We start from the raw sequence: 24,169 nt of genomic DNA, 5'->3' as shown, positions 1-24,169 counted from the left end.
ATGTAAGTACTAATGTAAGTACTAATGTAAGTACTAATTCAAGTACTGATGCAAGTACTAATGCAAGTACTAATACAAGTACTGATGCAAGTACTAATACAAGTACTGATGCAAGTACTGGTGCTAGTGATCAATCTTGCTCGAATTGGCTGTGCTTGATGTGAGTCCTGTTAAATCCTCATTTGTCGTGCTGTCGCCATGAGGATGCAATTCTTCCAGGTTGTTTGTCGATTCATGATTCTCGAACAAGCTAGTGTCAGCGTCGCCTGTATATTGAGCAAGCTGATGCTCCAATTGCTTAATCTTCTTCTGGGAGCGGAACTGCAGGTAGATGCTGTATGAACCGACAATTACAGCTCCAAGCAGGGTGCAGCCCAAAATGAGAAGAATGAGCGGTACATCGAACGTGCCGAACAAGAGATTCACTTGTACTGGATTCACGTTAATGACTGCAAATATCGCCGTAATGAGCGCAAATATAAGTCCTGCTAGCAGGGACCATTGAATACGCATTGCAGGTAGCCTCCTTACCATTATGTTTATGTATCTATTCTCAGTATAATGTTCGACTTCATTCGCCACAAGTTGAATGGTTGCTCCAATCAAATATTTTCATTATGGAAAAAGGATTCATAATACAGACATGTCATGATATGATCATGGGAGGAATGATCTGGAAGTGAATGGAGGGACATTCATGAATACGAGGAAGGCAGACGTTGTCATTATTGGTGGAGGGCTTGGGGGAACGCTGGCAGCTTGGACACTGGCGAATCGGGGCCTAGAAGTGATCATGACAGAAGAGACGGACTGGATTGGCGGCCAGCTTACCAGTCAAGCAGTTCCACCAGATGAACACCCATGGATTGAACAAACAGGATGTACTGCTGCTTATCGAGTATTCCGCAATCAGATTCGGAGTTATTATGCTGCACTTGTGAAGCCGGAGCTGCTGCAGGATCGAGATGCATACGACAATACTTTCAATCCGGGGAATGGATGGGTAAGCCGGCTGTGTCACGAGCCGAATGTTGCGCATGATCTGCTGCAAGCGTGGCTTCGCCCTCATGTTGAGGAAGGGCGTCTGCACATTTTGTATCATACGGTTCCGCTTGAAGCGCACACGCAAGGCGATGCCGTACAAGACATCACCGTGCTCAATCGAATTACAGGAGAGAAGACAGTACTCACTGGACAATATTACGTAGATGCAACAGAATGTGGTGACGTGCTGCCGCTCGCAGGTGTTGAATATATCGTTGGTGCTGAATCACAGCAGATGACAGGGGAGCCTCATGCGCTAACAGAAGCAGACCCCGCTGATTTGCAAGCGTTTACAGTAGTGATGTCGCTGGAGAAGCTGGATGCCAACGCCGCTGAACACAATGAGCTGATTGCCAAGCCGGCAAGTTATGATTGGTGGAGGCGCTTTCACCATGAAGGATCGCCTTATCCTTTGTTAAGTTGGTGGGATACAAAGCCGAATGCGACTCATGAATTGCGCAAGTTCATTTGCATGCCCGACGGTATAGACCCGCTGCCTCTGTGGACGTATCGCCGTACTGTGGACGCATCGCAGTTTCGGGACGGCCATTATGAGGGAGATCTGTCCTTAATTAATTGGCCGCAAAATGATTATTCCATTGCATCTCCTGTTGAGATGAGTTATGAAGAGCGGGATGCGATTGTTGAGGAGGCTAAGCAGTTAAGCTTGTCTCTGTTATACTGGCTTCAGACAGAAGCGCCACGTGAAGATGGTGGAGTAGGGTACCCCGAATTCCGCTTGTATCGCCCATCTGTCGGCACTGATGATGGTCTTGCTAAGTCGGCTTACATTCGTGAATCGAGAAGAATTCATGCCTTATATACGATAACGGAACATGATGTGAGCAAGGAGCTTCGCAAGGGGCAGGGACTAGGTATTCGTCGATATGAGGATAGTGTAGGAGTAGGGCATTATTCTATGGATTTGCATACAACAACCAAGACTGGACGAAGCTGCTATATTCCGACCTTGCCTTATGAAATTCCACTTGGATCTCTCATTCCGAAGCGGGTCACGAATGTTCTGCCTGCTTGCAAAAATATCGGTACGACTCAGCTTACTAACGGGTGCTATCGCTTGCATCCAACCGAATGGAATATTGGAGAATCCGTCGGTCACTTGATCGCTTATTCGATTGAGCAAGGGATCATTCCGCGCAAGGTCTATGAGGATAAGCAGCATCTCAGCGCTTATCAAGCGGAGCTGGATGGGGCAGGCGTACAGCGAAGCTGGCCGTTCGATGGAACCGAAATCACATAGCGCAGCTATATCAACTTCTTCGCTTCTTACCTATTAGCACGCATCGTGTCCCTAGGTTTACTCAATTTGATACAAGAGTGAATGTGACAGGATAGCTGACAAAAAAAGAGACGCCCAGACAGCAGTTAGTTAGGCTGTCTAGCGTCTCTTTTACATTTATTTTGCTGCGAGCTGTTCCATCTCTTTGATAAGGGATTCAAGCAAGCTCATGCCTTCTTCGATTGGCTTCGGAGTGGACATATCGACGCCGGCCTTCTTCAGAATGTTGATCGAGAAGTCGCTGCCGCCGCTCTTCAAGAAGCCTGTGTAACGATCGACTGCCGGTTGACCTTCTTCGAGAATTTGCTTCGCGAAGCTTTGTGCAGCCGAGAAGCCTGTCGCGTATTTGAACACGTAGAAGCTTGTATAGAAGTGAGGAATACGTGCCCATTCCATCTCGATATCTTTGTCGATGACCATGTCATCTCCGTAGTACTTCTTATTCAAGTCATAGTACACGTCACAGAGGAGCTGCGGTGTCAGTGCTTCACCTTTCTCAGCGTGATCATGGATAATCATCTCGAATTCAGCGAACATCGTCTGACGGAATACAGTTGTACGGAATTGATCGATGTAGTATGCAAGCAGATACATCTTTTCTTTATTATCCGTTGTCTTCTTCAGCATATAATCCATGAGCAGCGCTTCATTCAATGTGGAAGCAACCTCTGCCAAGAAGATGGTGTACTGCGCGTCACGATATGGCAGGTTGTTGTCCGAATGGTACGAATGCAGTGCGTGACCCATTTCATGTGTCAATGTGAACATGCTGTTCAAATTGTCTTTATGGTTCAACAGCACGTAAGGGTGCGTGCCGTATGCGCCCCAGCTGTATGCGCCAGTACGCTTGCCTTCATTTTCATAAACGTCAATCCATCCGTTGTCGAAACCATCTTGAAGCACATTCAGATACGATTCACCAAGCGGCTTCAAGCTTTCCTTAACAGTTGCCTTCGCTTCTTCGAATGTAATATTCATGTCGAACTCATCGACAACCGGAGCGAATAGGTCGTACATATGTAGTTCCTTCACACCCAGAAGCTGCTTGCGAAGCTTCATGTAGCGGTGCATAAGCGGCAAGTGCTTGTGGATCGTGTCAATCAGATTCGTATATACTTCCTTCGGAATGTTGTCGCCGTACAGATACATTTCCAATGTGGAAGGGTATTTGCGTGCGCGAGAATAGAACAGGTTCTTCTGTACGTTCGCATTGAGTGTAGAAGCAACTGTATTGCGAAGCTTGCGATATGTACCGTATACGCCTTCAAAAGCAGCCTTGCGAACTTCGCTGTTGCGGCTTTCAAGGAATTGAATGTAGCGGCCATGTGTCAGCTCTACATCCTTGCCGTTCTCGTCCTTAATCGTTGGGAACTTCATGTCGGCATTGTTCAGCATGCTGTAAATGGTCTCAGGCGCCTTGGACATGCTTCCAACTTGCGCGAGCAGCGCTTCTTCTTGCTTGGACAGAATATGTGCCTTTTGGCGCTGCATTTCAGTCAACGTGAAGCGGTAAGCAGCCAGCTTCGGTTCTTGAATGAAGGCATTCAATTGCTCATCAGACAAGGACAGAACTTCAGGCGTAATGAAAGAGAGAGCCTCCCCAACTGTTACGCTTAATTGCTTGGCCTTCTCGGACAATGCCTGATATCCAGCTTCCGCTGTGTCTTCATGATGGCGCATGCTCGCATATACGTACAGGCGCTCTGTATGTAGGGAAATATCGTCTTCCAGCTCAAAGCAATTCTTCAGTGCTCCCGCATCATTCAACTTGCCTTGATATTGCTTCATTTTATCCAACAGCTGGTTAACCAGCGAGAATTCTTTGTCCCATTCTGCTTGTGATCCGAATAAGTCCTCCAATTTCCAGCGGACATCCTGTGGGACTTCTGAACGTTTCCATACTTGTTCCATATGTACCCTCCTTATATATTGATATTGCGATAATGGCTTCGCTGTCGCTTGCTTGTAACTAGCGGCTGTTGAAGCAGACAGTAGGCTGGTCACCATGATGGCAGAGGTGACCAGCCCGATAACCAATTGGCGTGTCGTGGCCATATATCCCCCTCCGGTAGCGTTGCCGTGCGGCAATGGTGCTGTGTGCACTCACCGATTAATCTGTAGGGTAGTATGACCAGAGAACGCCAAACTATTTGTTGCGGGCGGCTGTGCTTGTTCGTTGGAGAAGCTAACTGCCGAGCGCAAAGAAAGAATAGACAATTAGGAAGAAGGCGAATGTAATCAAGCATAATGCAGTAATTGCCAACGGCCTGCGCAGCTTCTCTGGCAGCGTGTCTCTCTTCCAGACTAGGATCACTCCAAGTGAAAATGCAAGCAAAACAAAAATAAGGTTCGTTGATGAATTCATAAGCATCCTGCCTTTATACTTGCTTGAATTTGTCCATGATCTCGTTCCATTCTTCTTCCTTGCCTACGTAATCTTCTTTAGGAAAGCGTTGTTCAGCCCAATGCATCAAGGCCGGACGGCTCAAGAAGTTATGGCATTCTTCTCCCCATTGTTCGGATATTTCACGCAATACGATATAACGGCCTTGTACTTCAACCGTAAGCATATTCCAGTTATCCTTTTTATAAATAACATGTTTCTTCATCATAATTTGGTTCCCTCGTTTCTTGGTGCAGGGCACTGTCACTCTAAGTTGTAAGCGGTATTGCCAAGCAGTTCGTCTTACCGATCATGATACCTTAGCCATTAAATGAAATCAAATCTGATTTCACTGGAAAGCCGCAATATAGACCACATTATTTGCAATTTTTTTAAAAATCTTTTTTGTGGGAAAAGTTGCGTTTGACTTTTTGCTTAAGTATAATATTACTATTCGCCTGTCAGGGCGAAGAAGTGAGGAGGTTTTGACTTTGAAAGGTACTGTAAAATGGTTTAACGCAGAAAAAGGCTACGGATTTATCCAAGTGGAAAACGGCGAAGACGTATTCGTTCATTTCTCCGCAATCCAAGGCGACGGTTTCAAAACACTTGACGAAGGCCAAGAAGTAGAGTTCGATATTACTGAAGGCAATCGCGGTGCGCAAGCAGCTAATGTCATTAAATTATAATGAATTGTCCCGTAAGGGCTGTCATTTATAAATAGTGCACTAGCAACGCCAAGCAGCCATGTTCATGTTGAGCATGGCTGCTTTTTTATGTTCTCATCTGATCGCAGTAGCCTGAACCCATTATTTTGTTATCTTGTACCTTGTTTGTTCATCAGACTTGTTTATAAAGATATTGCTCGATCCGAGAGTCGTGGATTTGATTAAGATAGAATACCGCTGTTCACGAGCCGCGCAAGTTGCCTCGGAGACAGTGTCTCACAGTTGAATGGGATCACTTGCAGGCTGAATGACATGTCCTTGCACTTCAATTCATGCTCAGGGAGCGCTCTCGGGCCGCAGCTGTTGCTACCAAGACCATTCTGTGCTTTGTCCAGATGAAGAACAATATCGCTTCGAGGCACTAGATCAGCATGATGGGCGGCATTCTCCAAGTCCATGACCGAGTAGCGATGGGCGCTAAAGTCAAAGGTGTCCACTCCAGAACTGCTTGTAAAGAATAGTCCCGTGCCTTGAGTGTTCACAAAAGATACCCATCTTGTATCTGTACGATTGCCATTCTCCTGCGGCTTCTCGTATGCCACCATAAGATCATCGACCTTCGCTTCGTACCAGCCAATTGCAGCTGCTTGCTTGCTGTCGACATAGCTTTCGCCTGGACCGCGTCCATACCAGCTGCAGGAATTCAAGCCGGCAGGGATGCCAAGCTCGTAGCCAAAACGAGGGAGAACCTCTGGATGGCATCCTTCAGGCCGTACGTCAATGTGCAGCTGTATGATCCCATTTCCTTGTATGGTCATGATCTGCTCACAGGCCAATCCCCACATGAAGGCAGGTGCTCCTAACCGGAAGCAGGTCGTTACGGTAATCATCCCCTCTGCTGCGCGTGATGAATCGATGGTCACCTGTTTCATCCGTTCCTTCAATTGATGTAGTCGAGCATTCCGCCAATCCGTCACCAGATAGCGATCATTATCGATAACGGCACGCCATAATTGAAGGCGGGGACTGCCAGTTAGCAAATCTGTGTTATGGAAACGCCAAGAGAGAAGGCTTCCGTCTGACCGATTGATCTCCATAGTAAAGCTGCTGCCTGTAAGGATGAGGCTAGCTCCTTGGTCATGGATCGAAATGGGCTTCAGCGACATCATGCCTGCAGGGGCAGTATTAATACCGAAGCCGGATGTCAGGCTGCTCTTAGACGATGATATGGTAGAGGAAGCTGCTGTCTCCTGTATGCAATCGATATGCTGTAGCTGAAGAACCTGCGAAGGCTCAAGCTCAAATTGAGCCCATGCCACTTCATGACCCACAGGAAGCCAGGGGATTGTGCCATAAGTGCCGCTACCCGAACGGAAGGAGAACCGAAGCCACATATGCTGAAATGCCGGTTCAGATATCGTATGGCCGAACGCGGCTCGAATCGCTGTCCGCGCATCCCACCGCCATGCAGCGCGCTCACGTGGAGGTACTTCGGGCACCTCGAATGTCCCTTCGGCAATTAGTTCACCATCGGCAATGATGGAATAGTGACCGCGCAAGCATGATAATGGAAGGAAGTCGTACCGGTTCTCGATGATATATTCTCCTGGTTCACTGCTGGCATAGACTTTGACAGGCTCGATCGCTTTTTTGTATTCATGCAGAGCGGGCCACGGCTTACGGTCTCCGTCGATGAGTCCATTCAAGCAGAAGTTTCCGTCATGAATAAGCTCGCCGAAGTCACCGCCATACGCCATTTCTTGGCGGCCATCCTCTCGCTCACGCCGAATGCCTTGATCGACCCAATCCCAGACGAACGCACCTTGCAGCTTCGGGTAGCGATAGAACATTTCCACGTAGTCCTTAAGCGCTCCCGGTCCGTTGCCCATTGCATGCGCGAATTCACATAAAATATACGGACGATCGTCATCAGACTGGACAACCTTCTCAATGGCTTCGAGTGTTGGGTACATCGTCGAGCGGATGCCGAGTTCAAGCATGTTGCTCCAATCGCCTTCGTAATGAACGGGGCGAGTCGGATCATATTGCTGTGCCCACTCAGCCATGGCTGCATGATTGGGCCCGCAGCCGGATTCATTGCCAAGCGACCACATGATGACGCTCGGCGCATTTTTGTCACGGATTACCATCCGCTGCATTCGCTCCACATAGGCCTGTTTCCACGTCTCATCCTCACTGAGCAGTGACCAACACCCGGCAGCTTGAAATCCATGTGTTTCCAAGTCCGCTTCGTCGATTACGTATAGCCCTGCCTCATCACATAAGGCGTAGAAGCGCGGATCATTCGGGTAGTGTGAGGTCCGCACAGCATTCAAGTTGAACTGCTTCATTAAGCGCACATCTTCGACCATTGTGGCATAGGGAACCGCATGTCCATGATCCGGATGGAATTCATGCCGATTGACGCCCTTGAACATGATGGCCTTCCCGTTTACGAGAAGATTCGTACCGGTAAGCTTCACTTCTCTGAATCCGATTCGCTGCGAGATTACTTGAATGACCTCTTGGTTCTTGTCTCGAAGCTCCAGCACGAGATGATACAAATAAGGGGTCTCCGCTGACCATAGTGTAGGGGCTTCTACGGTAGTGCTTACCCGGATGATTGGCTCTGATTGCTGGCATCGATCACATACCAAGATTGTGTTCGTCGGTGAAATTGGCTGGCGGGCAGCATTCAATAATGTCCATGCAAATGTATGTGACTGCGCAGCCTCCTCGCTGATGCAGAGCTCGACATCAACGTCCAGTTGAGCACGCTCACCATTGTCGAGCAGGTGCGTGCGAACCGTAAAGTCCCACATATGCTCCGTCGGGAAGGCCAGCAAATACACATCGCGGAAAATACCGCTTAACCACCACATATCCTGATCTTCCAGATAGGAGCCGTCGCACCATTGGTATACCTGAACGGTAATTTGATTCATACCTTGCTGCAGGGCGGGACGGATGTCGAATTCCGCAGGAATGCGGCTTCCTTGACTGTAGCCAATAAAGTGCCCGTTCACCCATACTCGAAATGCGCTGTCCACACCTTCGAATCGAAGGACGACCCGCTGCTTCATCCAGCTTGGCTCAATCCAAAAAGTCCTGCGGTACGTTCCTGTAGGATTCTCATGGGGAACAAAGGGCGGTTCAACTGGGAACGGATAGAGGATATTCGTATATTCTGGTTTTCCGTAGCCGTGCATTTGCCAATTCGAAGGTACCGGAATCTCGTCCCAATCGGAATCATCGTACTGGGGCATCCAGCACGGTGCCGGTGCTTGCTCGGGATTCGCTGCGTAGCTGAATTTCCAGGTGCCGCTCAGCTGCTGGAAATAGGCCGATGCACCGCGCTCGTACGTCAATGCTTCAGAGGCGCTTGCACAAGGAATGAAGTAGGCACGGTCATGGAGGCGTTGTTGATGCAATACAGTAGGTGACTGCAATAATTCATTCAGTGTTAATGAAGCTTGTTCATTGTGCGGATCTACCAGGTTCATTTGTTCTACTGACATTCTCATCTTCCCTTCAAATGCTATAGACTCAATATCACGATATGAATGTAAAAGGCTATTGATTGTATATATGTTAAAATGAAAAAAGACGCTCAATCAATCTAACGATTTTATTTGAAATAACAATATATGAAACTCGAAACAGGTGAAGTCGATGCAGCATTTTCATTTTCCAATGATAAGCGAGCGTGATCGGTCACTGCCACTCGTTGTAACCACGGTAGGAAGCTGGGTAAGCCAACAGGAAATTGTGCGACTGAGCGGATATCCTGATTACCAGTGGCTGCAATGCACGTCCGGCCGCGGCGAGTTCTGGTGGAAGGGGATGAACGAGCCTATCGTTGTTGAGACTGGGCAGGGTGTTATCTTATTTCCCCATATACCGCATGAATATAGGCCAATTGAGGAGCCGTGGGGAATCTATTGGTTTGGATTTCAAGGAAGCTTATCGCAGGAGCTGCTGACTGCGGCTCAATTGTATCAATCGACAAGGATTACTCCAATGAACCCTGAGCTCACGCTAGAGCCAATCAAGAGGGCGATTGCTCTATTGAACCGATCCTCGTTCAATGAGGGACAAGGCACAATGCTGTCAGGACTTGCCTATGAGCTGATTATGGCGTGGACTCAATCCGGATGGGAGACTCTGGTCAGGGAAGGGCGGCACGTGGATAATGATCCGTTAACGCCGTTGTTGGAGTGGATTCAAGAACATGTTCATCAGGAGCTTACACTTCAGCAGATGGCCGACCAGATAGGTGTTACTCCGCAATATGTATGCAAGCTGTTTCGAAGAACACTTGATATGCGGCCGCTTCAATATGTGATACGTCTGCGGATTCGTAAGTCGAAGCAGCTTCTACTCGCTTACCCGAGGCTGTCTGTCCAGCAGGTGGGACAGGAGGTTGGCTTCATGCACACGAGTTATTTCATTCATCGATTCAAGCAGCAAGAGGGAATGACGCCAGTCCAGTTCCGTCTCCTTCATGCGGGGAAACTGATGGGTGATCATCGTGTATTTGATGCTACGGAAGTGAATGGAACATAGATCAGGCAATATTATCAGATCTTATAGCAGGAATAATACGAATCCCCAAAAGAGAAGCCCCTTGCTCCGCCACAGTTATTGTGGGGAGCTAAGGGGCTTCATGTGCGATTGGTACGTGGACATGCCCTGTTATTCAATGATGCGCAGTATCTCTTCGACCGGCTTGCGTGGGAGCTTGGCCGGTGTTTCCAGCGGATAGCCGAGTGCAAGCACCATGTTGACCTGGCGGTCTTCTGGAATGTCAAGCAGTGACTTGATTGCATCAGCAGCCAGTAGGACAGGGCCAGTCATTGGACAGGTAGCTAAGCCCTGCGCATGAGCGGCTAGCATCAGATTTTGAATGGCCAAGCAGCTGCTCTTAATGCCCTCTTCTTCCCATACCGCAGTCGGCACCAGTTGAATCGGATCGAAGATGCGCTCACGGAATTTCGAAGTGTAAGGCGTCGCTAAGCATACAATGAGTGCTGGTGCGTCTGAGAAGGCCGTTGCATAGGGCCCGAAGGACTTGAGCAGCATTCTCGCTTCCTTGTTTAATCCTTGCTCTTCCGCTATTTGAGCCTTGGCATGCAGTGCATCCCATGTAAGCTGCTCGATTTGCTTGATCATCGAACGATTCACAACGGCGATGAACTCCCATGTTTGGGAGTTTGTGTCGCTTGGCGCGTAACGCGCACAATCCACAAGCTCTTTAATGTCGTCGACAGACACGGGACGTTCATCGTAGCGACGAACGCTGCGGCGCCCATGAATGACTTCCTTTATTGTCTCATACGTTGTTGTCATATTGGTGACCCTCCACCGAACGAGTAGTATGATTGCTTTAAGACCTTGTATTAAGACCTACTACTATTATACGGTACAGTTGAAAAAATGCAATTAGCTGTGTCTGCTGGACGCTTGGATTGTCGCTGTTTCACTATGACGGGCAATGATAGCCATAGTTATAAAGCCGAGGCAGGCTATAAATGAGAACCCTGCTGCAACCTCATATAGCACATCCTTGCCGAAGGATTGCATTAAGATTCCACCGAAAGTTCCGCTTATGAGCCCTGCGATGCTGGACCAGACGATCGTATACAGTGCAAGCCCTGTTGAACGATATTCGTCAGGAATGACACGGCTTATATAGCGAACGGCAACGAAATAAAAGATCCCGAATGACACGCTGTGCAGCAACTGCGTAGAAACAATCCATGTTGGATCTTGCAGCACTGCAATAAGCAGAAGCCGAATGGTATATGTTAACCCGGAGAATGCTAATAGCGGCAGTTCCTTGAATTTCTCCCCATAGGCATTCAATAAGAAGAAGATTGGAATTTCACTAAGCGCTGAGAGCATCCAAGCCCATCCAACCAAAGATTCATCTGCCCCAATCTGGGACAATGACAATCCGAGGAAGGCTTCATTCAGACGATGCCCGATGGCAAGCAGCAGCACGAACAGGAAGAACAATAGTACTTCTCGCTGCCGCAGGACAACCCACAGTCCGGACAGTTCCATCTTCTTCATCGTGGCGCGCTTATCCGTAAGGGGGAAGGCAAGCCCCAGCGACAGCAAGCCAAGCAGAACAATGACCCATATGCTGTACGAAGCGCCTACCGAGCGTAATATGAATCCGAATAAAAGTGCAGATACCGCGAAACCGATCGATCCAAAAACACGAATGCCGATAAAGCTCTTGCCTTGAGCCTGTGCAGTCATAATCGCGAAGCTGTCGTTCAATGGATATATCGGAAAGTAAAAGAAATAAAAGCAAACGAGAAGCAGAGCAACCAACCCGTACGAGGATACTTGAGCAAGTGCCACAGATAATACGATTTGTGCGACCAACAACGTGATGAGCACTTTTTTCAACGTACCGAGTTTATCGCTGGTTACGCCCCAGAATAGGTTGGAAATGATAGAGATGAGCGGTCCAATGGAATAGAGAAGCCCGATCTGGACACTTGTAAACTGCAATGATTTGTAGTAGAGCGGCAAATACGATACAACGACCGAAGAGGTCATAAAGATCATAAATGTAAAGGCGCGCAGCCAATGCGCTTCTGTGTTCCGGGGTGCCGGATACGCCATGCGTGTTCCCTCCATGAAGTAGATGAATGTGTATAAATCGGAGTTGTCAATTGAGCAAGTAAAAATGGAATAATCCCTAGTATAGCATGCTTCCTGTGGATTGGGGCGGTTTCGTCATTTACATCCTCGCAAGCGGCATGGTACATTAACAGCATTAATGATGCATCCTATTTACCGGAGGTGCGGCAGCATGGTGAATGATTGGTTCGAATTCGACGAACGGCTTGGTATTGAAGTGCCCATAGTTGAGGATTCTTGGGATGGAATGAGCTGGGACGAACAAGTGCTCATTATGGACAAGTGGGAACACACTCGCGGCAGAATTCCCGACCGTATTAAAGAGCTGGAACGTACGATTGTTTTGAAGCAGAATGCGCTGAATGAGGAGGAGCAATTTGAGGCTTCCTGCCGGCTGAATAGCGAGATCGCAGAGCTTGCTTCGCAAATTATCGATTTGAATTTGTGGTACCGGGTTCATCAGGACGTAGATGCCAAAAATCACCACTAGTGAATATCGCATGCAATCGTTTGTGCAATTAGTCACTTCGTAATATAATAGGTGTGGTTAAAATGGGTACTCAATAAGTGTGAGTAACATCATCTCGTAGAAGTTGACCTACACAGAGGACGGAGGATTTTCTTGAATCAGGTGAGGCAACGCCGTACGCGAGCTCCGAAAGAGCCGCTCGGACTCATGTACCGCGTATATAAGTATATATTGCCGGGGGTTCGTCAATCGTTGGCAAGCTGGCAGACGCGGGCTGAACGAATTCCGAACGAGGAGCTGCGCAAGCAGGCGCTCGCGAGCATCGCTAGCAAGCAATTTCATTGTGAGGGCGGTGCGGTATACGCTGCGGCTAGGTTAGATGTACGCCATATATTGATCCCGCTCATTGTTGCTTTTCAGACGATCAGTGACTATTTGGACAACCTGTGCGACCGAAGCACCTCGATGGATGCGGAGGATTTCCGCTTGCTCCATCAGGCTATGCTGGATGCGGTCCAACCGGACGAACCGCTCAAAGACTATTATGCGCTCCGTGATGATCAAGAGGACGGGGGCTATTTGCGTGATCTAGTACAGACGTGCAGAGATAGTATTGCTTCACTGCCGGCGTATGGAATCGCACAGCCGCATATTGTTCGTCTCGTCGGACTGTATACAGACCTTCAGGTGTACAAGCATATTCACCCGGATTCCCGGGAGCAGGCGCTGCTGGATTGGTGGAGTCTGCATGAATCGGCTTATACGGAGCTGGGCTGGAATGAATTCGCTGCGGCGACCGGCTCCACACTAGGTGTGTTCCAGTTATTTTTGGCTGCGGCGGACGAGAGTCTGACGCAAGCAGATGCAGACCGCATTCTAGAGGCATATTTTCCATATGTATGTGGACTGCATATTATGTTAGATTATTTAATTGACCAAGAAGAAGATCGTGCCGGCGGAGACTTGAATTTCTGCAATTATTACGACGATCAGAGCTTGGTCGTGAACCGGATTGGCCACTTTGCAGACCTTGCAACGGTGCGAGTTAGCTCACTGCCGGATGGACGATTTCATCGTATGATTATAGAAGGGCTGCTAGCTCTATATTTATCAGATCCGAAAGTAAGGGAACAGGCCGCGGTTCAACAAGTATCCAAGCGTCTCATGAAGAATAGTCCGCTTATGCGATTATTTTTCTGGTTGAACAGTCTTTGGATACGTAAACATATGTATTGAGGATTATGAGGGAGGAAACGAATCATGTCTGCTGTAAAAAAGATTGCCGTATTGACAAGCGGCGGAGACTCACAAGGTATGAACGCTGCAATCCGATCAGTAGTGCGTGCAGCTATATTCAATGGAATTGAGGTTTATGGAGTTCAGCGCGGCTATCAAGGGTTATTGAACGAAGATATTCGCCCAATGGATATTCGCAGTGTAGGTGACATCATTCAACGTGGCGGAACGATTCTGCAATCCGCTCGCTGCCAAGAGTTCAGAACTCCAGAAGGCCAGCAAAAGGGTGCAGACATTTTGCGCAAGCACGGCATCGATGGCTTGATTGTTATCGGTGGCGACGGTTCCTATCAAGGTGCGAACAAGTTGAGCAAGCTTGGCATCAAGACAATGGGTCTGCCAGGAACAATTGATAATGATATTTCCTTTACAGATTATACAATTGGCTTCGACACAGCTGTCAGCATCGTAGTTGACGCAGTAAACAAGCTTCGCGATACGATGAGCTCCCACGAGCGTTCTTCCGTCGTAGAAGTGATGGGTCGCCATTGTGGAGATATAGCGCTGTATGCAGGTCTTGCTAGTGGTGCGGAATCGATTCTTGTACCTGAAGTTGACCATAACATCGATGAAGTTGCAGGTCGTATGCGTGAGAACTTCGAATGCGGCAAGCGTCACAGCATCGTTATCGTAGCGGAAGGTGTTGGACGCGGTGAAGATGTCGCGAACGCCATCATTGAACGCTGCCCAACTGTTGAGCCGCGCGTTACGGTTCTCGGTCATATTCAGCGCGGTGGTTCCCCAACAGCGTTCGACCGTATCTTGGCAAGCCGTCTAGGCGACTTCGCAGTTCGCCAGCTGATAGAAGGCGAATCCGGCAAGGCTTGCGGTATGATTAAGGGGGAGCTGGTCGCAACCGACATCGATCTTGTTGTGAACACGAAGAAGGAATTCAATATGGAGCTGTACGAATTGGCTTCACGTCTGTGTCAATAAGACGCTGCTGGTTCACGCAGCTTTGGATAAGCCCGGCAAAGCCGCATCATGCGGTTGGCCGGGTTTTTTTGTATATTTGCAAGATGTGCGGAGGAGGGATAAATGATTTCAATTGATGTGACATCTTGACGCATGATTCCGGTTTTATGTATGATGTGCGATAGGGAAGGGGATGGAAAAATGTACATATATCGGTTGGAAGCGTCCTCGACGCAAGGGACGTTCGTATGTGTGCTGACAGCAGATACAGAAGAACAAGCTTTTCTGCAAGCAGAAGCACATTTCGAGCGGGAGATCCCAGGCGTTGCTTGGGAGGGATTGACTTTGCTAGAGAAGAAACGCTGCGTGAATGGCAGCGGATATATCATCCCCGTTCGAGATTAATAGATGTAATAGACGCTTGTCAGCCGAATGATGATGGAAGGGGAGTGCGATCATGCGCATCGTATGTATTTCTGGCAGCAATCGTAAAGAAGCAACAAGCACGAAGCTTGTTCGTTATCTAGCAGCAAGTATTCAGGAGAAAGGCCATGAGGCGCAAGTCATTGATCTCAATGAACTGCAGCTTCCTCTCTACTGCCCAGACGATGCAGAACAGCATACGAATGTGAAGCTGTTAAGAGAGTCGGTTCTCGCAGCTGATGCCATTGTGTTGGCTACACCTGAGTATCACGGGAGTATATCCGGCGTATTGAAGAACGCGCTCGATTATTTGAGCTTTGACTATTTCAACAATAAGGTCGTTTTGTCGGTTAGCTCTGCAGGTGGTGCGGTTGGTATCAGTTCATTGACGCATTTACAGACAATCGTTCGCAATGTGCACGGAATTAACTGTCCAGAATGGATTTCCATCGGCGGCGATGCAAGACAATTCACAGCAGAAGGGCAGCCTGTTCAGGAGCAAGTGATTCAACGAGTTCAGAAGACGTTGAACTATTTCTTGAATCTGTCTGCGAGCACTCGTGAGCTAGCATAAGCAATTGATGTAGTTTGAAGCACCTCAGGTATGCACAAGAATACGCTTGTGCAGGGAGGCACGTGAGGGTGTCAAAGGTATACCCCACCCCACGGCTTCCCGATAAGGTGTTCGTATTTGTGTGAACGCTACAATAACTCCAGCATACCCCCTCGGTTACCGATTCTCTTTGCTTCTACTCCATATGGTTACAATCTAGTCTTTCATCTCAATGAGCTTAATCAGCCTTTTATTTTCACATTTGTGTCAAGTTTGATTGGTCTATTACGTAGTAATAGATATACATCAGTTGGATGGCAAAAAGAGGGACAAGCCCTAACAATCAGAGAAGCGGGGGATGCCTTTGATGTGATGCGAGAAACATTGGTCAAGACTTGCGCGTCAATAACATGTCAGCGTGGCAACAAATACGAATGATGAGAAGGAGACGCGTATATGAGAGTAAAGACAAGTTTCTTTTCCGTTAGCGCCATACTTTTAGTTGTAGTGTTTGTATTGATTGGTTGTTCAGGTTCACCTTCAAAGGGTGGGGGTTGGGTTAGCACTAATTTCTCGCAGCAAGAAGCAGATAATTTGCAAAAACAGGTGGATGAAGGCCATAAGCCTGGACTAACAGACTGGCAGCAAGTATCAAGAGAGTATCTCAATACACAAGAAGGCCTCGTTGTTAATGAAGACATTGATGTGAAGCTTATTGTAGATGAGAAAGCCAAGAAAGTTGTCCAATACACACTCAAAGACGGGAGAAGCATTCAGCTAGAGCTCATCCAACCGAGTAAAGAAGGTCCTTCTGGCATATTTGTCGTAAGCCGGTATCGTTTTGCGAGTAATGAATAAGCACGGATTACATGCCATGAAATATGGAGGCGAAGCTTATGTTAAAAAGGAATATGACCATCATGTTGCTTTTTACTCTCATTTTGTCTCTCTTTGCTTCGACGGGATCTGCTTATGGAAATGCAACTGATGAACAATCGAACCCACTGCTGGACAGCAAGGAAGTATTGAATTATTTATTTTGGACCAAGGACGACAAGCTGAAAGCGGATGTAGCTTCACTTCAGTCGGCTCTGGGATTGTCCGATCAGCAAATGACACAACTAAAGGATATGGGGCTCAAAGAACGTAATTCAGCCAGAGCACTGCAGCTGCAGGCGCAGTCGCTAACGGTGGACAGCTATAACGCGAAAGCAGACACCTTATTTCAAGTACGGAATGCTGCCTTACAGAGTCTGCTCCAAGATAAGCACATTGCCTTCGAAGAATGGGTGACGAAGTGGTGGGCAGACGAGAAAGAATATAGAAATACATGGTTGAAGACAAAATACGGTGCAAATGCTGACGTACCGCGAATCTCTGGAATTTTTGCAACTCAATATGATCCAGATATAAGCGGCTCCTATGAGGTCGCACTGCCTGATAAATATATTAAATTTGCGAATAAAGGCTGGATTAGTAATATCCCAGTCCAATTGCGAGGGACGTATGGCAATCCGAAGTATGTAGTCAATGTTTATAATCCAAATACGGTTAAGTTTGCCCTTGGTGTAGAAGTGAAGGATGTTGGCCCTTGGAATGTCGATGATAATTACTGGGATACTGCCAACGGAAGCAATCCTAGGCGATTCGGCTCTGGATTAGCATTGGGTACTCCTGCTTCAACAGCTGCCTATTATAATAATTGGAACAATGGCAAGGATTCACAGGGTCGCAAGGTGCTCAATCCTGCCGGGATCGATTTGTCGCCAGGCGTTGCTGCAACGTTAGGTCTTGCCACAAACGAAAATGCTTGGGTCGACGTAAGATATGAATATTTGCCTTAAGAAACGAGAGGAAGAGTCATGATTACAAGTAACAGATAACATATACGTTGGGGAGCCATTATTCTGCCTGCAGGATTTTGGCTCTTTTTGTTATGGAGAGTGATATCGAATGTTCGTAATAAGGGAGTGAATCAACTTAACATCAGTGTGGAAATAACTTGTTTACTTAGCGATTAGAGGGTAATAGATAGAATGTTGTCATACATGGATTAAACCTAATTTTGTTATATATTATACCAAAAAAAATTTCAAGAAAAGAGTTGACTTTAGTATAAAATGGAATTATTCTGAACTTGCAAGTAGGAAACAAACCAAATTATGGAGGTGAATCAAATGGCATTTTCAGTTGAAAAAGAAGGCGAAGAAGGCGGATCCAAGACAATCAACATTTTCTGTTAAGCACTCATCCCAAACGATTACAAAATAGGCTCCAGCCTATTTTGTAATCGTTTACATTTATTTGAACCGAGGATATCCTACTGAATCGCTTGCACTAATGAGCAGGACAGTTATCCATATAGTAATAACAACAATGCTGAGCGAGTACATAATTCTCAATTTGGTAGGTATTTTAAATAGCTGCGGAGGGATTCAATTGGTATTAAGAGGAGATATAACGATCCAGGACAGCAGCACGCTCAAGGCATCTCGTTTCAATGTTCGTGTCGCAGACGGTGAATATTTGCGTCTATATAATTCATATACCGGGAAAATAAGTAAGTTCACTGGTGGAGAGGCAGAGATTGTTGATGAGCTGTTGAAAGTCAGGGACCTCGAGGCAGTAGAGTCGCAAGATGAGATCCGCAGTGGGTTAATTCAACATTTACAAAATAAAGGTTTCTTAGTTAAGAATCGAGTGAATGAATTTCAGCTGGCAACTGCGCAAAAGTACAATATGTTAGCTGAGAACCGTATGCTTCAGTTAATAATACTGCCAAATGAGGATTGCAACTTCCGTTGTACTTACTGTTATGAAGACTTTCTGAAGTCCGAAATGAAGGAATCAGTGCAACAAGGAATATTGAACTTTTTGGAGAGAAACGTAAAAAATTATAGCCGGCTGCTCATTAGCTGGTTTGGCGGGGAGCCGCTCAAATCATTCGATGTCATAAAGCGTATGTCTGCTCCAATTAAGGAGATTTGCGCCAAATACAACGTGCAATATCACGCCAATATCACAACGAATGGCTATTTGCTTAATAGTGAGACTTTCGAGGAACTGCTAGAGATGAATGTGAGAAGCTTTCAAATCACATTGGATGGGACTGCGGAAACGCATGACAGTTATCGAGTTGGCCGATTTGGAGAGAAGACATTTGATACGATCTTCTCGAATTTATTGAAGATGAAGCAAAGCGATAAACCATTCCATGTTGTACTGCGTTCCAATATCAATCAAGAAGTGTCGACTGTGATGGATAACTATATTTCGTTAGTCAGCAGTGCATTTGTTGACGATCCCCGTTTCATGCTGCATTTCGTGCCGATACAGAATTTGAAAGGGGAACAGACAGCTGACATCCATTTATGCGATACGAAAATGCTGTTTCCGTTCTATGAGAAAGCGAAAGAAGAAGGATTTAATTTCGATTTCTACAAGCAATATTTGCGTCCAGGAGGTTCTGAATGCTATGCCTCCAGTCCATCCTCATGTGTAATCGGGTCTGACGGGATGATCTACAAATGCACAGTTGCGTTCAATAATCCAATGAATCATGTAGGCGATATTCTTGAAAATGGGGATATGGTCATTGATCAAGAGAAATGGAGCTTGTGGGTTACAGGCGGAGTCAATGAGGATGCTTCTTGCACCAAATGCTTCTTCAGACCATCATGCCAGGGGAATGCATGCCCGCTCGAACGAATTGAGACTGGCGCAACACCATGTCCTCCAGTCAAGAAGAGTATTAAGAAGTACATTACATTAGTAAATGAGGATTATGCTTATGAGCCGAGCGTATAACAAAATCTTAATAGGGATTACAGGTACAATTGGCGCCTTGAACGTACATAACTATATTTTCGCGCTTAAAGGCCGCTTTCAGTGTCAATTGGATATTGTCGTTACCGATAATGCCAAGCAGTTCGTGTCTACGCTTGCACTAGCCAATTTGTGCGATCATGTCTATGATGATCTATTTACGACAAATCTCAAAGCTCCGCATGTCAACGCTGTTCAGGATGCCGACATCTTCCTCATACTTCCCGCATCTGCAGACTTCTTGGCCAAGATGGCGCACGGGATGGCAGACGATCTGTTAAGCTGCTGCGTATTGAACTATACGAACCCGATATACATCGCCCCGAATATGAATAACACCATGTGGAATCAGCCGAGCGTGCAGCGGAACGTGGAAATTCTCAAGACGGATGGACATCTGTTCGTTAATGTACAGGCAGAGGGATATAAAGCTTCAAGCGGAACCTATACCGGTTCAGATGCCGCTCTTCCGCAACCGGAAGAGTTGATTCAGTTGATCTTGCATGAAGAATCCAGAATGAATGAGCCTGCCTATGAATACAACAACTAATCTCCGTAGCAACAGGAACTACATGCTGCTGCTGACCGCCGCAATTCTAGTTAGTCCTGGGTATTATATTTACATTGTTGCTGTCGAATGGCTGACAGTGACCTTATTTGACTCGCGCAGTTATTTGGGTTTGATCCTTTTCTCCTCTTCCGGTGCGAGACTGCTGTTCATGATATACGGCGGAGTAATCGCAGATCGCGTCAATCGAAAGATCATTATCCTCTCATCGCAATGGATGAAGGTGCTTTCGATCGGGGTACTGCTGACGATGTACTGGCTGGATATGATCACCCCGTTATTCCTTATCATCGTCTCCTTCTTGTTCGGTGTGCTGGATGCATTTGCTGGCCCGGCCTATGACTCTGTTATTACCTCAATCATTGATAAAAAGGCTTACCAGAGAGGCAACGCGCTGCTTCGTATGGCTAATCAGTACAGTTTAATCATAGGTCCCTTAATCAGCAGCACGTTTATTATTACAATAGGCTTTTCCGGTGTCTTTCTATTTAGTCTTATTTCTATCATTATTTCGACTACGCTTATATCCTTTATTCGGATTCAATCGCATGATTCCAGCACACCAAGGAAATCAAAGTGGAGGGAATTGACCTCCTCTTTCGAATATATACGCACACATCGCGCATTGCCCACGTTAATGGCAATTGGATTCATTATGAATTTTTTCGTGACTGGTCCAATGGGGGTAATGCTTCCTATTTTGGCTAAGGATATTTTCAAGGGGAACGCAGTTGTGTTAGCCGTGTTAGAGGTCTCGCTGGGAGTCGGATTTATATTGGGATCCGTTATTGTATCTCTGCGAAAGTCTTTCGCAAGACCGGGAATTGTTATTTTATGCTCGTTGTTTCTGATCGTTATTGCTTATACTTCTCTCGGATATGTGCATCATTTAGTCGTGTCTATGCTTGTATTGTTCACGATTGGAGTGTTGATTCAGGTTATGAATATCCCATTGTTCACTTACATTCATTCAAGTACTCCCCATCATATGATAGGGAAAGTAATGAGTATCTTCATATCGATTGTAACCGGATTAACACCGCTTTCTTACGCATTCGTTGCCTATTTGCTGCATGCTGGGATAGGTATCCAGCTTGTTGTGCGTATTTTTGGGATATTTTTGTTAGTCATTGTATTTGGTGCGATGACGCGGCCGGCATTGCGTCAATTAAGCTATACAGATTCGGAGACAAGCAAAGAGCAGGAACATGTGCAACAGCAGACCTTGTCCAATTAGTCAAAAAGAGAGATGAAGGATTAGACCCGTCCTTGCTGGACGGGTTAATACTTTGTGATTACATGGAAATGAACGCTTTAAAGATTGAATAGCGTTTGATTACTCCCCGTTCTGTTATGGAGCGGGGTTGTTATGCTGCGAGTACCGCCAGTATACAGGAGCACAACAGCAGCGGAATCGAGTACAAATATAATATTTTGCTGGACCATTGGTTTGTGCGAATCAATTCAGCATATTCATGCAGGGCCATTCTCTTTTTGGGCTGCCCAGACGACGATATGTTACTGGAATCGTAATGAAGCGCATGTTCTTTTTCCTTCTCCTTGCGATGGAGATGATAGCTCAATGATTTAAAAAAGCCGATGTTCCGCACGTAAGCAAGCAAGGCGATCAATAGGTAGATAAGACCGATGATGAAGAAGGAATTCGACAGGTTTATAAGCAGGGAATTATGACCGTTTAAGATGGAATAACCAGCTGTAAATAAGAGGGTTACAACAAGCAGCAGTCGTTTCATGGCGAAAATCCTTTCCCTTTAAACTCGCTCGTATCTAGATGTGTTGGAGGATTCTGATGTGACGAGTGAGAAGATATTTTGATGTGATGACTAGGAATGATTCGGCATAATCCATCATTTATCCTCCTATTTCTGCATTTCCTTGAGTATTCTAAGGGATATTCTGTGATTTAACTGTTGACTATGGGTATTTAGTTTGATAGATTTATAAAAAAACTATACCATAATTTACCTCACAAGTATGCATTTGATCGTTGTCGATTCGTGGTATATACGCATATATAGCAACCGACAAGTAATGATCTTCCTCAATGAATCGGCTCTCAGTCTAGTATCAAACCTACAACAATGTGAACGCATCCATCCAATCCAAAGGTACATTATTTCACAAGGTGTCAATTTTGTTGGCATAATCGACCCAATATTCTTTTTCCTTTGTTACCCACATATTTTACATAATGAATTGAAAAAAATGAGAAAATCAGGAGGGGATTGTATGAAGCTGCCAAAAAAACCGTTCTTGGTTGTTTTGGCTATCATGATGATGCTTACGTTCGCGGGTTGCACGAGCGGGAGCGGGAATGCCGGACAAGAGAATCAGGGAAGTAAAGAGAATGAAGGTAAGGTTGCGACAGAGTCGAAAGGCACTGCAAGCGATAAGCCGAAAGTCTTGCGGCTTGCGACGATGTCCGCGGATACGTTCAACCAGCACACATCTAACAGTGCCGAAACTACGGATATGATGAAATATATTTATGGAAATTTATTGGAGATTATTTATGACGAACCAACGGACAATATAAAATTTGTTGGCAATCATGCAGTTGATTTACCAACGACAACGGATAATAAAGTATGGACGTTCAAGTTAAAAGAAGGATTGAAGTGGACGGACGGCACGCCGATCAATGCTAAAACTTATGAATACTCCTATAAAATGCTGCTTGATCCGAAGCTTGCTAATAAGAACTCATACGTATTATTTGACGATATCCCTATTGTAAACGCTAACAAATACTTTAAGGGTGAAGCCAAATGGGAAGATGTCGGAATTAAGGCTAAAGACGATACCACGCTGGAACTCACGCTGGAATCAGAATTGCCGGAAATTGACATTTATAGCAACTTTACCGTCACTGCAAATTCGCCTACATCTCCCGTTCACGAGAAATTGTATGAGAGCGGCATGAAGCCCGATCGCAGCGAAACGACATACGGAACTACGGTAGAGCAGGTTCCTTCTTCCGGGACGTATCGCTTGACCGAGTGGGTACGCGACCAGCATCACACATTCGAGAAAAATCCAGATGCCCCATTGGCGGCTATCTATAAGCCTGATCGCATCGAGACACGTGTTGTAACGGAAAGCTCGACTCGCGTTCAACTGTGGGAAAAGGGCGAAATTGACTCGGTATCAATTAGCGGCGAACAATTTGACAAATACGGCGAAGATCCGCGGGTCGTCTATACAGAAGCTGACGGTGTATGGGGCTTCTATATAAACTCTGAATCGGACAGCAACCCGATTTTGAAAAACAACGATTTCCGCAAAGCACTGTACTATGGTCTCGATCGCGATAAAATTACCAAGGGCATTTTCAAAACGTTCAAATCGGCACCGTATTATATTTCTACGATATGTATTGTTGGAGACTATACAGAGGGCAAGCGCTATCGCGATTCCGAAGAAGGGAAGCTAGCCGTAGCTCCAGGAACAGGCTACGAGCCAGATAAAGCGAAGGAATTCTTTGAAAAGGCGTATCAGGCGAACGGCAGCAAGAAAATAACGATTGAAATCACCTACTTCGATGCGCAGGAAACGATGAAGCGCACGGCAGAAGTGACGCAAGAAATGTACGAAAATTTGTTTGGCAAGGATAAGTTGGCCATTAAGCTCAGAGCGATGCCACCGAGATCCGCTTATGACGCTTACAAAGAAGGAAAGTACGAGCTGGGTATCGGCTCGATGACGCAAAATGCGTTCAACCCGTGGAGCAGCTTGAAGGTGTGGACGAAGGACTTCCCGAACCGTAACCATAGATTTAGCAGCGACGCGTTCGACGCATTGCAGAAGCGCACTACGACAGGCGATTTGCTGCTGAAGCCAGAGGAACGACTGAAGGCATTGGGGGAAATGGAGAAAATGCTAGCCGATTACGTGCCGCAAATTCCAGTCTTCCAAAACAATAATGCTGTCATCTATCTAGATCGTATTCATTTGGCTACAAAAGGGAAGTATTTCCCTGAAGTCAGGTTTGCCATCCTGCAAGCAGACATTGTCGACTAATACCAGAACAGAGGAGGCCTTGCGGCT

Annotated in this window: 22 protein-coding genes; 14 read left to right on the top strand and 8 right to left on the bottom strand. The window is 46.4% G+C overall.

All coding sequences use genetic code 11. The annotated features are described in order from the left end of the window. Nucleotides 1-123: 123 nt before the first annotated feature. Nucleotides 124-513, bottom strand: a complete 390-nt coding sequence (locus PBN151_RS15875) for a LapA family protein (protein ID WP_072729771.1) — start codon at nucleotides 511-513, stop codon at nucleotides 124-126. Nucleotides 514-697: 184 nt separating this feature from the next. Between PBN151_RS15875 and PBN151_RS15870 the strand changes: the two genes are divergently transcribed. Next, nucleotides 698-2,305: an FAD-dependent oxidoreductase gene (locus PBN151_RS15870; protein WP_072729770.1), complete on the top strand. Its 1,608-nt coding sequence runs from the start codon at nucleotides 698-700 to the stop codon at nucleotides 2,303-2,305. A gap of 156 nt (nucleotides 2,306-2,461) precedes the next feature. On the opposite strand, the gene pepF is transcribed toward PBN151_RS15870, so the two are convergent. From pepF to PBN151_RS15855, 3 genes are all read right to left on the bottom strand, one after another. Continuing rightward, nucleotides 2,462-4,255, bottom strand: a complete 1,794-nt coding sequence (gene pepF, locus PBN151_RS15865) for an oligoendopeptidase F (protein WP_072729769.1) — start codon at nucleotides 4,253-4,255, stop codon at nucleotides 2,462-2,464. A gap of 274 nt (nucleotides 4,256-4,529) precedes the next feature. Further along, nucleotides 4,530-4,709, bottom strand: a complete 180-nt coding sequence (locus PBN151_RS15860; protein WP_072729768.1) for a hypothetical protein — start codon at nucleotides 4,707-4,709, stop codon at nucleotides 4,530-4,532. A gap of 13 nt (nucleotides 4,710-4,722) precedes the next feature. Continuing rightward, the gene (locus PBN151_RS15855; RefSeq protein WP_021253250.1) at nucleotides 4,723-4,956 is read right to left on the bottom strand and encodes a hypothetical protein; all 234 of its coding nucleotides are present in this window, start codon (nucleotides 4,954-4,956) and stop codon (nucleotides 4,723-4,725) included. Between the two features lie 262 nt (nucleotides 4,957-5,218). On the opposite strand from PBN151_RS15855, the gene PBN151_RS15850 reads away from it, so the two are divergent. After that, entirely contained in the window at nucleotides 5,219-5,416 is a 198-nt protein-coding gene (locus tag PBN151_RS15850; RefSeq protein WP_005546053.1) for a cold shock domain-containing protein, read from the top strand. A 200-nt stretch (nucleotides 5,417-5,616) separates the two neighbouring features. Here the strand turns inward: PBN151_RS15850 and PBN151_RS15845 are convergent, their stop codons facing one another. Beyond that, nucleotides 5,617-8,913, bottom strand: coding sequence for a glycoside hydrolase family 2 TIM barrel-domain containing protein (locus tag PBN151_RS15845; RefSeq protein ID WP_227774718.1), 3,297 nt, complete (start codon nucleotides 8,911-8,913; stop codon nucleotides 5,617-5,619). Between the two features lie 154 nt (nucleotides 8,914-9,067). Here PBN151_RS15845 and PBN151_RS15840 point away from each other — a divergent pair, with 154 nt between their 5' ends. Beyond that, nucleotides 9,068-9,961: a helix-turn-helix transcriptional regulator gene (locus tag PBN151_RS15840; protein ID WP_072729767.1), complete on the top strand. Its 894-nt coding sequence runs from the start codon at nucleotides 9,068-9,070 to the stop codon at nucleotides 9,959-9,961. 129 nt (nucleotides 9,962-10,090) lie between these two features. Here the strand turns inward: PBN151_RS15840 and PBN151_RS15835 are convergent, their stop codons facing one another. Together PBN151_RS15835 and PBN151_RS15830 are read right to left on the bottom strand one after the other, a co-directional pair. Beyond that, nucleotides 10,091-10,744: a nitroreductase family protein gene (locus PBN151_RS15835; RefSeq protein ID WP_021253246.1), complete on the bottom strand. Its 654-nt coding sequence runs from the start codon at nucleotides 10,742-10,744 to the stop codon at nucleotides 10,091-10,093. A gap of 93 nt (nucleotides 10,745-10,837) precedes the next feature. Next, nucleotides 10,838-12,034 carry an MFS transporter gene (locus PBN151_RS15830; protein WP_021253245.1) on the bottom strand — a complete coding sequence of 399 codons (1,197 nt, stop codon included), beginning with the start codon at nucleotides 12,032-12,034 and terminating at the stop codon, nucleotides 10,838-10,840. 190 nt (nucleotides 12,035-12,224) lie between these two features. On the opposite strand from PBN151_RS15830, the gene PBN151_RS15825 reads away from it, so the two are divergent. The 10 genes from PBN151_RS15825 to PBN151_RS15780 all read left to right on the top strand — a co-directional run bounded on the left by PBN151_RS15825 (nucleotide 12,225) and on the right by PBN151_RS15780 (nucleotide 21,338). Then, nucleotides 12,225-12,542, top strand: coding sequence for a hypothetical protein (locus PBN151_RS15825; protein WP_021253244.1), 318 nt, complete (start codon nucleotides 12,225-12,227; stop codon nucleotides 12,540-12,542). A gap of 132 nt (nucleotides 12,543-12,674) precedes the next feature. Next, a complete protein-coding gene (locus tag PBN151_RS15820) occupies nucleotides 12,675-13,757 on the top strand; it encodes a tetraprenyl-beta-curcumene synthase family protein (RefSeq protein ID WP_021253243.1) in 1,083 nt (360 codons plus the stop codon). A 24-nt stretch (nucleotides 13,758-13,781) separates the two neighbouring features. Beyond that, nucleotides 13,782-14,753, top strand: coding sequence for a 6-phosphofructokinase (gene pfkA, locus PBN151_RS15815; protein ID WP_028533856.1), 972 nt, complete (start codon nucleotides 13,782-13,784; stop codon nucleotides 14,751-14,753). A gap of 180 nt (nucleotides 14,754-14,933) precedes the next feature. Further along, complete coding sequence (locus PBN151_RS15810) at nucleotides 14,934-15,137, top strand: DUF3906 family protein (protein WP_072729766.1); 204 nt, start codon at nucleotides 14,934-14,936, stop codon at nucleotides 15,135-15,137. Nucleotides 15,138-15,189: 52 nt separating this feature from the next. Next, nucleotides 15,190-15,729 carry an NADPH-dependent FMN reductase gene (locus tag PBN151_RS15805; protein ID WP_072729765.1) on the top strand — a complete coding sequence of 180 codons (540 nt, stop codon included), beginning with the start codon at nucleotides 15,190-15,192 and terminating at the stop codon, nucleotides 15,727-15,729. Between the two features lie 435 nt (nucleotides 15,730-16,164). Beyond that, complete coding sequence (locus PBN151_RS15800) at nucleotides 16,165-16,566, top strand: hypothetical protein (RefSeq protein ID WP_072729764.1); 402 nt, start codon at nucleotides 16,165-16,167, stop codon at nucleotides 16,564-16,566. 53 nt (nucleotides 16,567-16,619) lie between these two features. Continuing rightward, nucleotides 16,620-17,552, top strand: coding sequence for a hypothetical protein (locus PBN151_RS15795; RefSeq protein WP_227774716.1), 933 nt, complete (start codon nucleotides 16,620-16,622; stop codon nucleotides 17,550-17,552). A gap of 595 nt (nucleotides 17,553-18,147) precedes the next feature. Continuing rightward, complete coding sequence (locus PBN151_RS15790) at nucleotides 18,148-19,515, top strand: radical SAM/SPASM domain-containing protein (RefSeq protein WP_072729762.1); 1,368 nt, start codon at nucleotides 18,148-18,150, stop codon at nucleotides 19,513-19,515. Further along, complete coding sequence (locus PBN151_RS15785; RefSeq protein WP_021253236.1) at nucleotides 19,499-20,083, top strand: flavoprotein; 585 nt, start codon at nucleotides 19,499-19,501, stop codon at nucleotides 20,081-20,083. Before PBN151_RS15790 ends, PBN151_RS15785 begins: the two co-directional genes overlap by 17 nt. Then, nucleotides 20,067-21,338 carry an MFS transporter gene (locus tag PBN151_RS15780; protein ID WP_072729761.1) on the top strand — a complete coding sequence of 424 codons (1,272 nt, stop codon included), beginning with the start codon at nucleotides 20,067-20,069 and terminating at the stop codon, nucleotides 21,336-21,338. Before PBN151_RS15785 ends, PBN151_RS15780 begins: the two co-directional genes overlap by 17 nt. Before the next feature lie 130 nt (nucleotides 21,339-21,468). Here the strand turns inward: PBN151_RS15780 and PBN151_RS15775 are convergent, their stop codons facing one another. Next, nucleotides 21,469-21,855, bottom strand: a complete 387-nt coding sequence (locus tag PBN151_RS15775) for a DUF3899 domain-containing protein (protein WP_072729760.1) — start codon at nucleotides 21,853-21,855, stop codon at nucleotides 21,469-21,471. 496 nt (nucleotides 21,856-22,351) lie between these two features. Here PBN151_RS15775 and PBN151_RS15770 point away from each other — a divergent pair, with 496 nt between their 5' ends. Further along, entirely contained in the window at nucleotides 22,352-24,142 is a 1,791-nt protein-coding gene (locus PBN151_RS15770) for a peptide ABC transporter substrate-binding protein (RefSeq protein ID WP_072729759.1), read from the top strand. Nucleotides 24,143-24,169 lie beyond the last annotated feature (27 nt).

The organism is Paenibacillus sp. NAIST15-1 (genome assembly GCF_001894745.1).
In the GTDB taxonomy this organism is placed as follows: Bacteria; Bacillota; Bacilli; order Paenibacillales; family Paenibacillaceae; genus Paenibacillus_B; species Paenibacillus_B suaedae.
This window is presented reverse-complemented; position numbering and strand designations above follow the sequence as displayed.